General features: G+C 72.4%; 13 protein-coding genes and 1 riboswitch. Of the genes, 7 read left to right on the plus strand and 6 right to left on the minus strand.

The window, feature by feature from the left end; genetic code table 11:
* Window positions 1-1032 carry an SIS domain-containing protein gene (locus ACFQRI_RS07175; protein WP_380665802.1) on the minus strand — a complete coding sequence of 344 codons (1032 nt, stop codon included), beginning with the start codon at window positions 1030-1032 and terminating at the stop codon, window positions 1-3.
* 266 nt (window positions 1033-1298) lie between these two features.
* Here ACFQRI_RS07175 and ACFQRI_RS07180 point away from each other — a divergent pair, with 266 nt between their 5' ends.
* Both ACFQRI_RS07180 and ACFQRI_RS07185 read left to right on the plus strand, forming a co-directional pair.
* Complete coding sequence (locus tag ACFQRI_RS07180) at window positions 1299-2054, plus strand: GntR family transcriptional regulator (protein ID WP_380665804.1); 756 nt, start codon at window positions 1299-1301, stop codon at window positions 2052-2054.
* Between the two features lie 211 nt (window positions 2055-2265).
* Window positions 2266-3384, plus strand: a complete 1119-nt coding sequence (locus ACFQRI_RS07185; RefSeq protein WP_380665806.1) for a S1 family peptidase — start codon at window positions 2266-2268, stop codon at window positions 3382-3384.
* Window positions 3385-3499: 115 nt separating this feature from the next.
* On the opposite strand, the gene thiE is transcribed toward ACFQRI_RS07185, so the two are convergent.
* The gene (gene thiE, locus ACFQRI_RS07190; RefSeq protein ID WP_380665808.1) at window positions 3500-4171 is read right to left on the minus strand and encodes a thiamine phosphate synthase; all 672 of its coding nucleotides are present in this window, start codon (window positions 4169-4171) and stop codon (window positions 3500-3502) included.
* A 244-nt stretch (window positions 4172-4415) separates the two neighbouring features.
* Window positions 4416-4522: riboswitch (TPP riboswitch) on the plus strand.
* Here thiE and thiO point away from each other — a divergent pair.
* From thiO to thiG, 3 genes are all read left to right on the plus strand, one after another.
* Window positions 4519-5631: a glycine oxidase ThiO gene (thiO, locus tag ACFQRI_RS07195; RefSeq protein ID WP_380666417.1), complete on the plus strand. Its 1113-nt coding sequence runs from the start codon at window positions 4519-4521 to the stop codon at window positions 5629-5631. Its footprint overlaps the riboswitch before it by 4 nt.
* Window positions 5628-5828 carry a sulfur carrier protein ThiS gene (gene thiS, locus ACFQRI_RS07200; protein ID WP_380665810.1) on the plus strand — a complete coding sequence of 67 codons (201 nt, stop codon included), beginning with the start codon at window positions 5628-5630 and terminating at the stop codon, window positions 5826-5828. The genes thiO and thiS overlap by 4 nt, the downstream gene beginning before the upstream one ends.
* Before the next feature lie 2 nt (window positions 5829-5830).
* Complete coding sequence (thiG, locus tag ACFQRI_RS07205; protein ID WP_380665812.1) at window positions 5831-6595, plus strand: thiazole synthase; 765 nt, start codon at window positions 5831-5833, stop codon at window positions 6593-6595.
* Window positions 6596-6693: 98 nt separating this feature from the next.
* Here thiG and ACFQRI_RS07210 read toward each other — a convergent pair whose 3' ends face one another.
* The 4 genes from ACFQRI_RS07210 to ACFQRI_RS07225 form a co-directional block, all read right to left on the minus strand.
* Window positions 6694-8667: an FUSC family protein gene (locus tag ACFQRI_RS07210; RefSeq protein ID WP_380665814.1), complete on the minus strand. Its 1974-nt coding sequence runs from the start codon at window positions 8665-8667 to the stop codon at window positions 6694-6696.
* A 159-nt stretch (window positions 8668-8826) separates the two neighbouring features.
* Window positions 8827-9660, minus strand: coding sequence for a bifunctional hydroxymethylpyrimidine kinase/phosphomethylpyrimidine kinase (gene thiD / locus ACFQRI_RS07215; protein ID WP_380665816.1), 834 nt, complete (start codon window positions 9658-9660; stop codon window positions 8827-8829).
* Between the two features lie 201 nt (window positions 9661-9861).
* Entirely contained in the window at window positions 9862-11499 is a 1638-nt protein-coding gene (thiC, locus tag ACFQRI_RS07220; RefSeq protein ID WP_380665819.1) for a phosphomethylpyrimidine synthase ThiC, read from the minus strand.
* Between the two features lie 194 nt (window positions 11500-11693).
* Complete coding sequence (locus ACFQRI_RS07225) at window positions 11694-12266, minus strand: peptide deformylase (RefSeq protein WP_380665821.1); 573 nt, start codon at window positions 12264-12266, stop codon at window positions 11694-11696.
* A gap of 245 nt (window positions 12267-12511) precedes the next feature.
* Between ACFQRI_RS07225 and ACFQRI_RS07230 the strand changes: the two genes are divergently transcribed.
* Window positions 12512-12856 carry a DUF3263 domain-containing protein gene (locus ACFQRI_RS07230; RefSeq protein WP_380666419.1) on the plus strand — a complete coding sequence of 115 codons (345 nt, stop codon included), beginning with the start codon at window positions 12512-12514 and terminating at the stop codon, window positions 12854-12856.
* Entirely contained in the window at window positions 12856-13470 is a 615-nt protein-coding gene (locus ACFQRI_RS07235; RefSeq protein ID WP_380665823.1) for a LytR C-terminal domain-containing protein, read from the plus strand. The genes ACFQRI_RS07230 and ACFQRI_RS07235 overlap by 1 nt, the downstream gene beginning before the upstream one ends.
* The last annotated feature ends 14 nt before the right edge of the window (window positions 13471-13484 follow it).

The following is a 13484-nucleotide window of genomic DNA, read 5'->3' on the forward strand; positions in this document are numbered from 1 at the left end:
TCAGCGGGTCTTGGTCTCCTTGTCGAGCCCGCGCGGGGCGTCCGGGTCGAAGCCGCGGGCCAGGGCCAGGCCGAGGGCCAGCTGCTGGACCGGGAGCACCTCCAGGACGGGGGCGAGCTCCTCGGCGCAGTCGGGCACCGGGACGCGGTGGGCGGCGGGCGCCTGCGGCGCGGCCGACCCGATCGCGCAGACGTCCGCCCCGCGCTCGTGCACCGCGTCCAGCACCTCGCGGATCGACTCGCCGCCCCGGCCGTTGCTGGTCAGCGCCAGCACGGCGGTCTCCGGGTCGATCGCGGCGACCGGGCCGTGCAGCAGGTCCGCGCCGCTGTAGGAGCGGGCGGACAGGTAGCTGGTCTCGGCGAGCTTGAGCGCGGCCTCCTGCGCGGTGGCCAGCGAGTAACCGCGCCCGGTGGTGACCATCCGGTCGGCGAACCGGTAGCGCTGCACCGCCTCGTCGACCGCGGTGCGCTCGGACAGCGCGGTCGACGCCAGCTCCGGCAGAGCCTCGGCGTGCGTCCCGTCGCCGCCGCGGATGGCGTCGACGAGCAGGTACAGCGTCAGCAGCGTCGCGCTGTAGGTCTTGGTGGCCGCCACCGCCCGCTCCTGCCCGGCGCGGATGTCCAGCGACAGCTCGGCGGCCTCGGCCAGCGGGGAGCTCGCGGTGTTGGTGATGGCCACGGTCAGCGCGCCCTGCGCGCGGCCGGACTCGGTGACCGCGAGCAGGTCGGGCGAGCCGCCGCTCTGGCTGACCGAGATCAGCAGTACGTCGGTGAGGTCGGGGCGCGCGCCGTAGAGGGTGGTGGTCGAGGGGGAGGCGAGGCCGACCGGCAGCTGCAGCAGCACCTCGATCAGGTACTTCGCGTAGAGGGCGGCGTGGTCGCTGGAGCCGCGCGCTGCCAGCAGCGCGAAGCGGGGGCGCCTGCGGGCCACGGCCGCGGCCACCTCGGCGATCTCGCCGCGCGCGTCGAGCAGGTTCGCGAAGATCTCGGGCTGGATTTCGATCTCGTCGGTCATGTGCTTGCCGGCGGGCATGGGCCAATCCCTTCACCGTAGAGGTCCAGACCAATCCTACTGGTGCCGGCGGCCCGAGCACCCGCCCCCGCGGTGGAGCGGGCGAAAATGTGGTGCTCGACACCCTGCGGCAACACCGATGGGCGCTAGTGTGCACGCACGCCGAAGACTGACGCGGTCACCGCGCGTCGGCTACCCGGGGCGTTGGCCCGGCGCGCGCCTTCGGGCATGCTCGACGGCCAAGCGGCAGGAACGGCGTTCGCAGGTTGCGGCGGCAGGAGGAACCGATGCTCGACACCACCGCGCCCGGCGGTACGGACTCGCAGGGGCGCGCGCCACGGGAGCCGAAGTACTGGGGGCTCAAGCAGCACCTGCTCGATCTGCTCCGGACCATGCCGCCCGGCACGCCCATCCCCACCGAGCGCTCGCTGGCCGCCGAGTTCGACGTCTCCCGCACCACGGTCCGCCAGGCGCTGGCCGAGCTGACCGTCGAGGGCAGGCTGCTGCGGGTGCAGGGCAAGGGGACGTTCGTGGCCAAGCCCAAGGTCGCCCAGCGGCTGCAGCTGAGCAGCTACACCGAGGACATGCGCGCCCAGGGTCGCCAGCCCACCTCGCGGCTGCTCGCGGTCGTCGAGGAAGCCGCCGACGAGGAGCTGGCCGTGCTGCTGGGCACCAAGGCGGGCTCGGCCGTGCTCCGGTTGCGCAGGCTGCGGCTGGCCGACGGCGAGCCGATGGCCATCGAGACCACCCACCTGCCGCTGGGCCGCTTCCGCGGGCTGACCGCGAAGCTGGAATCCGGCGGTTCGCTGTACAAGGTCCTGCGGGAGAGCTACGAGCTCGAGCTCGGGCACGCCGACGAGACCATCGAGACCGCGCTGGCCAGTCCCGAGGAAGCCGAGCTGCTCGGCGCCGACGTGGGCCTGCCGATGCTGCTGCTGTCCCGGCACTCCTTCGACGCCGAGGGGCATCCGGTCGAGTGGGTGCGCTCGATCTACCGCGGTGACCGCTACAAGTTCGTCGCCCGACTCAACCCGCCGGACTGAATCCCCGCTCCTCGCGGCCGGACCCGGAGCGCTCCGGCGGAAACTGGCGAAAATTGTGAAAGCGCACCGAATTTCCCGGCAAACGTGAAGTTTTCGCGGGCGTTTCGGGCGTATTGGGCTAAATGTTGGATGGTTTTTCCCAAAGGGGTTCCGATACTGGATCGGCGACGGGGCCTAGAGAGATCAGGTCACTTCTTTAGGGAGATGCCAGATGACAAGCAGACTCGCGGCTCGAATCGCCGGAACCGTGCTCGCCACCGCGGGCACGGTCGCGGCCTTGACCATGCCGGCAGGCGCCACCCAGCAGGCCCAGGAACCCTCGGGCACCATGCTGGCCGCCATGCAGCGCGACCTCGGCCTGACCGCCGGGCAGGCGCAGGCGAGGATCGCCCGGGACACCGCGGCGTCCCGCACCGCGCGGGCGCTGGAGGACAAGCTCGCGGGGGCCTACGGCGGCTCCTACATCGACCAGGCCACCGGTGAGCTCGTGGTCGGCGTGACCGATGCGGCCCGGGCCGACGCGGTCCGCGCCGCGGGTGCCCGGATCGAGCAGGTCGCCTTCAGCGAGGACCGGCTCGACGGCGCGGTGGCGGCGCTCAACGCCGCGCAGCGGCAGGCCCCCGGCGCGGTGACCGGCTGGTACGTCGACCCGCAGCAGAACTCGGTGGTCATGACCGTCAAGCCGGGCGGGGTCGCCGAGGCGACCGAGTTCGCCAGGACCTCCGGCGACGCCGCCGCGATCGAGGTCGTCGAATCGGCCGCGCAACCGCGGACCTTCATGGACGTCGTCGGCGGCAACGCCTACACCATCGACAACAGCGCTCGCTGCTCCGTCGGCTTCTCCGTCGACGGCGGCTTCGTCAGCGCGGGACACTGCGGACAGACCGGGTCGAGCACCTCCAACCCGAGCGGCACCTTCGCCGGCTCGTCCTTCCCCGGCGACGACTACTCCTACATCGAGACCGGCTCGGACGACAGCCCGCAGCCCTACGTCAACACCTACGACGGCGGGCAGCAGGCGGTCTCCGGTTCCTCCGAGGCCGCGGTCGGGGCGTCCATCTGCCGCTCCGGTTCGACCACCGGCTGGCACTGCGGCACGGTGCAGGCCAAGAACCAGACCGTGCGCTACGCCGAGGGCACCGTCTCGGGCCTGACCCAGACCGACGTCTGCGCCGAGCCCGGCGACTCCGGCGGCTCGTTCATCTCGGGCGACCAGGCCCAGGGCATGACCTCCGGTGGCTCCGGCGACTGCACCCGCGGCGGCACCACCTACTTCCAGCCGGTCAACGAGGCCCTCAGCGCCTACGGCGTCAACCTCGTCACCCAATGACCGATCTCCGCGCTCGTCCCGCCGGGTAGCGGCCTCCGGCCGCCCCGGGCGTCGAGAGCGGTGCGACGCGAGCGGCCCCCGGAACTCGCTTCCGGGGGCCGCTCCGCGTCCGCGATCAGCTCAGGCGCTCGCGCAGCGCGGCGGCGGCCGCGCGCGGGTCCTCGGCTTCGGTGATGGCCCGGACGACCACGATGCGCTCGGCGCCCGCCGCCACGACCTCGTCGAGGTTGGTCGCGTCGATGCCGCCGATGGCGAACCACGGGCGGCCGTGCCCGCCGTGCTCGGCGGCGTGCCGCACCAGGTCCAGCCCCGCGGCCTCCCGGCCCGGCTTGGTGGGGGTGGTCCAGGTCGGGCCGGTGCAGAAGTAGTCCACGCGCGGTTCGGTCGCGGCGGAGTCGGCCTGCGCCACGTCGTGCGTCGAGCGGCCGACCACGACCTCCTCGCCGATCACCCGGCGCGCGTGCTCGACCGGCAGGTCGTCCTGGCCGAGGTGCAGCACGTCGGCCTCCGCGGCCAGCGCCACGTCGGCCCGGTCGTTGACCGCCAGCAGCGCGCCGTGCCGGACGCAGGCGTCGGCCAGCACCTCCAGGGCGGCCAGCTCGTGCCGGGCCTCCAGGGGAGCTCCGCTCGGGCCCTTGTCCCGCAGCTGGATGATGTCCACCCCGCCGGCGAGCGCGGCGTCGGCGAACTCCGCCAGATCACCGCGCTCCGAGCGCGCATCGGTGCACAGGTACAGCCGCGCCTCGTTGAGCCGGCTCCGGATCCCAACCCCGTCCATTCCAGGCATGCCCCAACCCTAGCCGCCCCACCCGCATCCTTCCCTCCCAACGCCCACCACCCCGCGGGCGGAATGGGAGGTGATTCCGTCCCCCGAATTGCCTTCCATTCCGCCGGTCGAATTCGAGGGAATTCGGAGGTTCGGTGGATCGGGGGATGGGGGTGGCGGCGTGTTGGGTTGCGCGATGGAGGTTCCGGGTTCTGCTGGGACGGGCTGGTCGATGACGGGTGATCTGCGGCGGGGTACCGTGGTGGGCGGTGAGCACGGGAGCCCGGCTACCGGGCTGAGAGGGGGCACGAGGCCCCGACCGTCGAACCTGAACCGGGTCATGCCGGCGCAGGGAGCGTGGAGTGTTGTTGCAGCGAATCGAGCACGTCGCCGTCGTGGGCGGCGGAGTGATCGGCCTTTCCATCGCCTGGAAGGCGGCCGCGGCCGGGTACCGGGTGCGGCTGATCGACCCCGCACCGGCATCGGGCGCCTCGCACGTGGCGGGCGGGATGCTCGCACCGCTGGCCGAGGCCTGGCCCGGCGAGGAGGAGCTGCTGGAGCTGGGCTCGGCGTCGCTGGAGCTCTGGCCGGAGTTCGCCGACGAGCTGGCGCGCGCCGCGGGCCGGGAGTCCGGCCTGCGCCGCGAGGGCACGCTGATGATCGGCGTGGACACCGCCGATCGCGGGGAGCTCGACGGCGTCGCCGGTCACCTGGCCGACCTGGGCCGCAGCGTGACCCGGCTGACCGGCCGCGAGCTCCGCAAGCTCGAACCCTCGCTGGGGCCCGCCGTGCGCGGCGGTCTGGACGTGCCCGGCGACCTCGCGGTGGACAACCGCGTCGCCCTGGAAGCGCTGCGGGCCGCGGCCGCCGCGGCCGGAGCGGAGTTCGTCGCGGAGGCGGCCACCCGCGTCCGCCCGGGTGCGGTGGACCTCGCCGATTCGGCGGTGGAGTGCGATCTCGCGATCATCTCCGCCGGTGCGCGCTCCGGGACGCTGCACCCCGCGCTGGCCGAGCGCATCCGCCCGGTCAAGGGCGAGATCCTGCGGCTGCGCAGGCGCGGCACCGCGCTGCCGCCGCCGGTGCGCACCGTGCGCGGCCCGGTGCACGGCCGCCCGACCTACCTGGTGCCGCGCGCGGACGGCGGACTGGTCCTCGGCGCCACCCAGCACGAGGTCGGCTTCGACACCGAGGTCACCGTCGGCGGCGTGCGCGATTTGCTCGGCGACGCCGAGACCGTGATGCCGGGCATCGCCGAGTACGAGCTGGTCGAAGCAACCGCGGGCCTGCGCCCGAGCACCGAGGACAACCTGCCGATCATCGGCGAGCTGGAACCGGGGGTGCTGGCCGCGACCGGCCACCACCGCGGAGGCTTCCTGCTCACCCCGGTCACGGTGCGCGCCGTGCTCGCGATGCTGCGCGGCGAGGAACCGGACGCGCTGATCAAGGCAACCGATCCGAGTCGATTCGGAGGACAGCAGTGAACGTCGTCATCAACGGCGACGCCAAGGAGGTCGGTGCCGACGCCACGCTGGCGTCGGTGCTGGACGACTTCGGCGTCGCGGAACGCGGGGTCGCGGTGGCCGTCGACGGCGCGGTCGTGCCGCGCGCGTCCTGGCCGGACACCGCCCTCGAACCCGGCGCCACGATCGAGGTCCTCACCGCGGTCCAAGGAGGATGAGCATGGACGACCCACTGGTGATCGCCGACCGGAAGTTCGGCTCCCGCCTGATCACCGGGACCGGAGGGGCCGCGAACCTCTCGATCCTGGAGCGCGCGCTGCTGGCCTCCGGTACCGAGCTGACGACGGTGGCCATGCGCCGCGTCGACGCGGAGGGCGGCACGGGCGTGTTCGACCTGCTGCGCAGGCACGGCATCGAGCCGCTGCCGAACACCGCGGGCTGCCGCACCGCGGCCGAGGCGGTGCTGACCGCCCAGCTGGCCCGCGAGGCGCTGGAGACCAACTGGATCAAGCTGGAGGTCGTCGCCGACGAGGACACCCTGCTGCCCGATCCGGTGGAGCTGCTCGACGCCGCCGAGCAGCTGGTCGACCAGGGCTTCGTCGTGCTCGCCTACACCAACGACGACCCCGCTCTGGCGCTCAAGCTGGAGGAGGTCGGCTGCGCGGCGGTGATGCCGCTGGGCTCGCCGATCGGCACCGGCCTGGGCATCCGCAACCCGCACAACATCGAGATGATCGTCTCCCGAGCTTCGGTGCCGATCATCCTCGACGCCGGGATCGGCACCGCGTCGGACGCCGCGCAGGCCATGGAGCTCGGCTGCTCCGCGGTCCTGCTGGCCACCGCGGTCACCAGGGCGCAGGACCCGGAGCGGATGGCCCTGGCGATGCGCTCCGCGGTCGAGGCGGGCCGGCTCGCGTCCCAGGCGGGCCGGATCCCGCAGCGCTACTGGGCCCAGGCCTCCAGCCCCGGCAGGCCGATGGGCTGAACGCTTCGGCGGCGGAAGCACTTTTTCATCAGGAGTCCCGCCGAGCGCGAAGTGCTCGGGGGGACTTCTTCTGATGAAAAGAGCGCACGACCCGCGCGTCAGCGGATGTGCAGGCGTTCCGGGCGCAGGAACGTGATGGTGTAGCTCTTCCACGGGTTGGTCAGGCCGAATGCCTGGTCGATGGCCTGGCGGGCGTGCAGCGCGTTCTCCACCAGGGAGCTGGCCAGCAGCTCCGAGGCCACCGCGCTGCCGGTGGGCACGTCCGGGATCTTGGCCGTGGGCTTGCCGCCGAGCAGGTCGTCCACCGCGCGCAGCGCCGGGACGGCCACCTCCCGCTCCTCGGTGGGGCGGAAGGCCAGGGTGGCCACGTCCTGGCGCAGCGAGTCCAGCGCGATCGCGGCGCTGCGGGTGGCGCGGTCGTCGTCGGTCTCCTCGCCGGTGCCGTCCAGCAGCGCGGGCATGCCCAGCAGGTCCTGCGTGCGGCGCAGCGCGAGGACGTTGGCCGCCTGCAGCGCCTTCGGCAGGTCGGCGCCCTGGCCGGAGGCCCGCACGCTGCGCAGCAGCTCGGAGACCGCCCACACCGTGGAGCGCACCGCGCCGCGCACGTCGGGCAGGATGCTGCTGGGCAGCACCAGGTAGCTCACGTAGCCCACGAACAGCGCGATCGCCGCGCCCACCGCGGTGTTCGCCGCGAAGCTGATGCCCACGTTGACCAGCGGGCGGTCCAGCACCAGCGCCTGGTCGACCACGGTGACCACGATCAGGCAGCTCAGCACGACCTGGAACTCCGCGCGCAGCTTCGGCATGTTCAGCAGCATCCCGGCGACCACCACCGGGATCAGCAGGTAGGTGAACGGGACCAGGCTGATCAGCAGGGCCAGCGCGGTCACGCCGAGCACCGCGCCGCCGGTGCGCTCCAGGGCGCCGGTCATGCTGTCCCGCGCCGCGGGGGCCAGCACCACGTAGAGCCCGAGCAGCAGGCTCGAAGCCGACGGGTCGCGCAGCAGCAGCACGATCACCATGCCCACGGTGACCGCCAGGGTGCAGCGCAGCGCGTGCCGGAACAGCGAGGAGCGGAACGACAGGTGCGCGCGCACCGCCGCGAGCAGCCGCTCCTTGCGCTGGCCCTCGGCGGGCGGGGGCACCGAGGTCTCGTCGCGGCGCACCACCGAGGCGCGGATGCGCTCCAAGCCCTGGTTGAGGCCCCGCGCGGCGTCCGGCAGGTCCTGCCGGCCGCCCCGGGCCAGGACCGCCTCGGCCGGGTCGCGCCGGGCGATCATCGGCAGGCCGGTGCAGGCGCGGGCCCGCACCGCGCGGGCCAGCTCGCCGGCCACGGCGTCGGCCTCGGCGACGATCGCGCGCAGCCGCTCGGCCTCCATGCGGTCGCTCTGCTGGGCCTGGGCCAGCAGCGTCTCCCGCGCCGCGCGGAATCGAGCGGCACCCGCCAGCACCTCGCCGAGCCAGGTGGCCGAGCCGTCGGCGCGCCATGCCGCGGCGGCCGACTCGAGCACCCCGGGCCCGGGGCGCAGCAGCGTGCCCGCCACCGCGTGCCGGGTGGCGCGGCCCGGGTCGGACAGCCCCATCAGCATCCGCAGCGCCAGCGCGAGCAGCCCGCCGAGCACGGCCGCGGCCAGCAGCACCGGGAACGGTTCGCGGATGCCGATGCCGGTCGTGGTGGACACCAGCGTCGCGGCGGCGAAGATCTGCCCGCCGATCCGGTAGTGCTCGCCGAGCGCGGGCAGCATGCCGGTGCCGAACACCACCAGGGCCACCGCGGCGCCCGCCAGCACCGGGACCTCGGTGAGCACCGGCCCGATCGCCATGATCAGCACCACGGCGGGGCCGAACCAGGCGAACCGGTGCAGGTCGGACTGCAACGACTGGCCGCTGGTGGCGGTCAGCGCGAGCACGGCGGTGAGCCCCGCGATCAGCGCCGGGGCCTGCAGCTCGAAGAACCAGCCGAGCACAGTGCCCGCGACGACCGTGATCAGCACCAGCACGGCGTACTGCCGCTGCCGGGGATCGGGCACGCCCGCCTCGTTGGTGAGCCATCCCCGGACCCAAGTCCGCACCGAATTGACCACGCCGCTTCAAACCCCTGTCATCGCTCGCACGCAGCCCGCGCCCCAACGCCCTGGGGCTTACGCGCCTCTCCGCTTCTTTGTCGATGAACCACACCGATTGGGTTACAGGAACCGGATGACGATCACCCCATCAGGCGGCAACGATCACTAGTACGAGCGGGGACTGATCCGCCAGAAGGTCGATACCGGTCCCACGCCGGCGCCCAGCGGGTAGGCGTCCGCGACGCTGCGGGTGACGAACCGCTTGCCCGCGCGGACCGCGTCCGGCACCGACGCCCCCTTGGCCAGCGCCGAGGTGATCGCCGAGGCGAACACGTCGCCCGCGCCGTGGGTGTGCTCGGTGGAGTAGCGCGGCCCCGGCAGCTCCAGCGCCGTCTCGCCGTCGAAGAGCAGGTCCACGCACTCGGGATCGTCCGGCAGGTGGCCGCTCTTGATCAGCACCCACTGCGGCCCGAAGTCGTGGATCGCCTTGGCCGCGTCCAGCAGGTCGCCGCGGCTGCGCGCGTCGAGACCGGTCAGCAGCCGCACCTCGTCGAGGTTCGGGGTGGCCAGCGTGGCGCGCGGGAAGGCGCGGTGCCGCAGCGCGTCCAGGGCGTCCTCGCGCAGCAGCGGCTCCCCGCTGCGGGAGGCGGCCACCGGGTCCACCACGAAGGGCGACCGCCCGCCGCGCCCGATGCCGTGCCGGTCGCAGACCTCCAGCACCGCGTCGATGGTGGCCGCCGAGGCCAGCACGCCGGTCTTGGCGGCGTCCACGCCGATGTCCGAGGCCACCGCCTCGACCTGCGCGGCGACCGTCTCCGGCGGGATCTCCACCAGCCCGGTCACGCCGACGGTGTTCTGCACGGTCACCGCGGTCACGGCGGTCGTGCCGTGCACCCCGCAGGCGAAGAAGGTGCGCAGGTCGGCGTGCATCCCGGCGCTCCCGCCGGAGTCCGACCCGGCGATGGTCAGCGCGGTGGGCGGAGCGGTCTTGTCGTGCATTCCCACGATGCTACGTGCCGCCGATGCGCCGGAATTGCCCAGCTGCCGACGGCTCGAACGTTTCCGGATGCGCTCGTGACCAGGAAGATCGCAAGATCGCCAGAGGTGGTGATTGCTGTGCGAGACGACAACGACGCAGGAGGTGACCGCGCCTTCTGAGGCCGCTGGGGCGACTCCGGGTGGAGCCGCCCCAGCGCCGGATCAGTTGTCGGCCGCGATCGGCAGGTAGACCTCGCCGCCGGTGCGGGTGAACTCCTCGGACTTCTCCCGCATGCCCTCCTCGATGGCTTCAACGCTGGTCAGCCCGCGTTCCTCGGCGAACTTGCGGACGTCCTGGGTGATCTTCATCGAGCAGAACTTCGGCCCGCACATGGAGCAGAAGTGCGCGGTCTTGGCCGGTTCGGCCGGCAGCGTCTCGTCGTGGAACTCCTTGGCGGTGTCCGGGTCCAGCGACAGGTTGAACTGGTCGGTCCAGCGGAACTCGAAGCGCGCGGTGGAGAGCGCGTCGTCGCGCTCCTGCGCGCGCGGGTGGCCCTTGGCCAGGTCGGCGGCGTGCGCGGCGATCTTGTAGGTGATCACGCCGGTCTTGACGTCGTCCCGGTTGGGCAGGCCCAGGTGCTCCTTGGGCGTGACGTAGCAGAGCATCGCGGTGCCGGCCTGGGCGATCATCGCCGCGCCGATGCCCGAGGTGATGTGGTCGTAGGCCGGGGCGATGTCGGTGGTCAGCGGCCCGAGCGTGTAGAAGGGCGCCTCCCCGCACAGCTCCTCCTCCAGCCGCACGTTCTCGGCGATCTTGTGCATCGGCACGTGCCCGGGGCCTTCGATCATCACCTGCACGTCGTGCTCGCGGGCGATGTGCGTGAGCTCGCCGAGGGTCTCCAGCTCGGCGAACTGCGCGCGGTCGTTGGCGTCGGCGATCGAGCCGGGGCGCAGGCCGTCGCCCAGCGAGAACGTCACGTCGTAGTCCCGCAGGATCTCGCAGAGCTCGCTGAAGTGGGTGTACAGGAAGCTCTCCTGGTGGTGCGCCAGACACCAGGCGGCCATGATCGAGCCGCCGCGGGAGACGATGCCGGTGACCCGCTGCGCGGTCAGCGGCACGTAGCGCAGCAGCACGCCGGCGTGCACGGTCATGTAGTCCACGCCCTGCTCGCACTGCTCGATCACGGTGTCCCGGTAGATCTCCCAGGTCAGCGAGGCCGGATCGCCGTCGACCTTCTCCAGCGCCTGGTAGATCGGCACGGTGCCGATCGGCACCGGCGAGTTGCGCAGGATGCGCTCGCGGGTCTCGTGGATGCGCTTGCCGGTGGACAGGTCCATCACGGTGTCGGCGCCCCAGCGGGTCGCCCACACCATCTTCTCCACCTCCTCCTCGACCGAGGAGGTCACCGCGGAGTTGCCGATGTTGGCGTTGACCTTGACCAGGAAGTTCTTGCCGATGATCATCGGCTCGCTCTCCGGGTGGCACCGGTTGGCCGGGATCACCGCGCGGCCGGCGGCGACCTCGTCGCGCACCAGCTCGGCCGGCACGCCCTCGCGCTCGGCGATGAACTCCATCTCGCGGGTGATCGCACCCGCCTTCGCCCAGCTCAGCTGGGTCCGGTGGTCCCGTCCGTCGGTCCATCCCGCTCGCGTTCGAGGCAGCCCGCCGTGCACGTCGATGGTGGCGGTCTCGTCGGTGTAAGGCCCCGAGGTGTCGTAGACGTCGAGGTGCTCACCGTTGGTCAGCTCGATGCGGCGGAACGGCACGTGCAGCCCGGATTCGGTGCTGCTGAAGACTTTTCGAGATCCGTTGATCGCTCCGGTGGTGATCCCGGACGGATTCGGACGCACGTCGGCCACGGCCGTTCACTCCCTACGCCGGCATTATCCGGTCAGGTTCTGCGGTCGGCGGCCCCGCTGATCTCCAGCCGCCCTCTCAGCCCGCTTCCGGTGCGAGCTCCCGCGGATTTGTGGTTTGCGACGCAGACCCTACGGCCGGCGCGCGGTGCTGCCAACCCCGCGTCATCCGGATGGCAGCACCGAGCGCGACTTCATCAGTCGCCGAAGGGGTCGCCCTCGGTGGCGGGGTCCCAGCTCAGCCCGGGCGCGCCCCAGCCGTTGCGCTTGATCATCTTCTTCGCGGCGCGGGTGTTCCGACCGATCAGCCGATCGAGGTAGACGTAGCCGTCCAGGTGATCGGTCTCGTGCTGCAGGCAGCGGGCGAAGAAGCCGGTGCCCTCGACCTCGACCGGGTTGCCGTCCGCATCCGACCCGGTGACCTTGGCCCAGCTCGCGCGTCCGGTCGGGTAGGACTCGCCGGGAACCGACAGGCAGCCCTCCTGGTCCTCGTCCGGGTCCGGCATGGTCTCCGGGACGTCCGAGGTGGTCAGCTCCGGGTTGACCACCAGGCCGCGGTGCTGGACCCCCTCGTCGTCCGGGCAGTCGTAGACGAAAAGCCGCAGGTCGACGCCGATCTGGTTGGCCGCCAGCCCCACCCCGTTGGCCGCCGCCATGGTCTCGAACATGTCCTCGACGAGCGCCTTGAGCTGGTCGTCGAACTCCTCGACCCGGCGGGTCGGGTGGTGCAGCACGGGGTCCCCGTACACGCGGATGGGGTGAACAGCCATGCGGGGGACTTTATCGGTTCCCCGGGCGGGGGAACGGCGGGTACTTGTCCGCGCCGTCGTGTCGTGATCGGCTCACCGGACGAGCCCGGGCATGGTGTAATTGGGGCGGAATGACAGTCGTGTGATTCCGGCGACCGCGCGAGGAGCTTATGGACGCCGCGCAGATGCTGACCGCGCAGGAGATCGCTCGTCAGTGCGAGCAACTGGCGCGCGCGCAGCACCGGCAGGCTCCGGACCGCAGGCGGCTGCGCCTGGCCGAGCCGGTCACCCAGCCGGTCCAGCCGGTCGTCGAATCGCCGCCGGAGCCGCGCCCCGCGCCGGAGCCGGTCACCGACCGCGAGCTCACCGATCGGGAGCGCGGGATCCTCGCCTTCGAGGCGCAGTGGTGGAAGCGCTCCGGCAAGAAGGACGCGGCCATCCGGGAACTGTTCGACATGTCGGCGTCGCGCTACTACCAGTTGCTCAACACCCTGCTGGACTCTCCGGCCGCGCTGCGGGCGGACCCTATGCTGATCAAGAGATTGCGCAAGGCCAGGGCGGCACGGCAACGGGCGCGGGCCGCCCAACGACTGGGAATCGAGTTGCACTGATGAGTGTTGGGGAACCGTCCGGCGGGCCCAGCCGGGCCAAGCTGCTCGGCTTCGGGCTGATCGGAGTCGGCGTGGTCGCCGCCGGGTTCGGCACGGTGACGCTGCTGTCCGAGGACGAGAGTCCTTCGGCCGCCGCGCCGCCGAAGACGTCGCAGGTGCAGCCGCCGCCCGCGCAGACCCCGCCGGAGACCTCGGTTCTCGCGCCGCCGCCCCCGCCGGAGGTGACGCCCCCGCCGCGCACCTCCAGCGCCGAGCCGCCGACGACTTCGCAGCGCCCGCCGACGACGTCGGAGCAGGCCCCGGATCGGCCGGACCAGAAGATCGTGGTGCGGGTGTTCAACAACAGCACCATCAGCGGGCTGGCGCACCGCGCGGCCGAGGACTTCAAGCGCTCCGGGTACGAGGTGCCGGAGGTCGGCAACTACGCGCGGACCACGGTGCCGACCACGACCTTCTACTACCGGCCGGGCACCTCCGAGGAGAAGCTGGCCGAGGAGGTCGCCGCCTACTTCGGCGCGGAGGCCAAGCCGCGCTTCCCGGAGATCGAGCGCTCCGGAGACGGCATCATCGCGATCATCACCAACGACTACCAGGGGCCGAGCAAGGTGAAGTGAGCCGGAACGGCCCG

Source organism: Saccharopolyspora griseoalba (assembly GCF_042665275.1).
GTDB lineage: Bacteria > Actinomycetota > Actinomycetes > Mycobacteriales > Pseudonocardiaceae > Saccharopolyspora > Saccharopolyspora griseoalba.

What these genes read in the sequence shown, in the direction of transcription:
- ACFQRI_RS07175 (WP_380665802.1), bottom strand. Translation starts at nt 1,032, where the DNA reads ATGCCCGCCGGCAAGCACATGACCGACGAGATCGAAATCCAGCCCGAG.
- ACFQRI_RS07180 (WP_380665804.1), top strand. Translation starts at nt 1,299, where the DNA reads ATGCTCGACACCACCGCGCCCGGCGGTACGGACTCGCAGGGGCGCGCG.
- ACFQRI_RS07185 (WP_380665806.1), top strand. Translation starts at nt 2,266, where the DNA reads ATGACAAGCAGACTCGCGGCTCGAATCGCCGGAACCGTGCTCGCCACC.
- thiE (WP_380665808.1), bottom strand. Translation starts at nt 4,171, where the DNA reads ATGCCTGGAATGGACGGGGTTGGGATCCGGAGCCGGCTCAACGAGGCG.
- thiG (WP_380665812.1), top strand. Translation starts at nt 5,831, where the DNA reads ATGGACGACCCACTGGTGATCGCCGACCGGAAGTTCGGCTCCCGCCTG.
- thiD (WP_380665816.1), bottom strand. Translation starts at nt 9,660, where the DNA reads ATGCACGACAAGACCGCTCCGCCCACCGCGCTGACCATCGCCGGGTCG.
- ACFQRI_RS07225 (WP_380665821.1), bottom strand. Translation starts at nt 12,266, where the DNA reads ATGGCTGTTCACCCCATCCGCGTGTACGGGGACCCCGTGCTGCACCAC.
- ACFQRI_RS07235 (WP_380665823.1), top strand. Translation starts at nt 12,856, where the DNA reads ATGAGTGTTGGGGAACCGTCCGGCGGGCCCAGCCGGGCCAAGCTGCTC.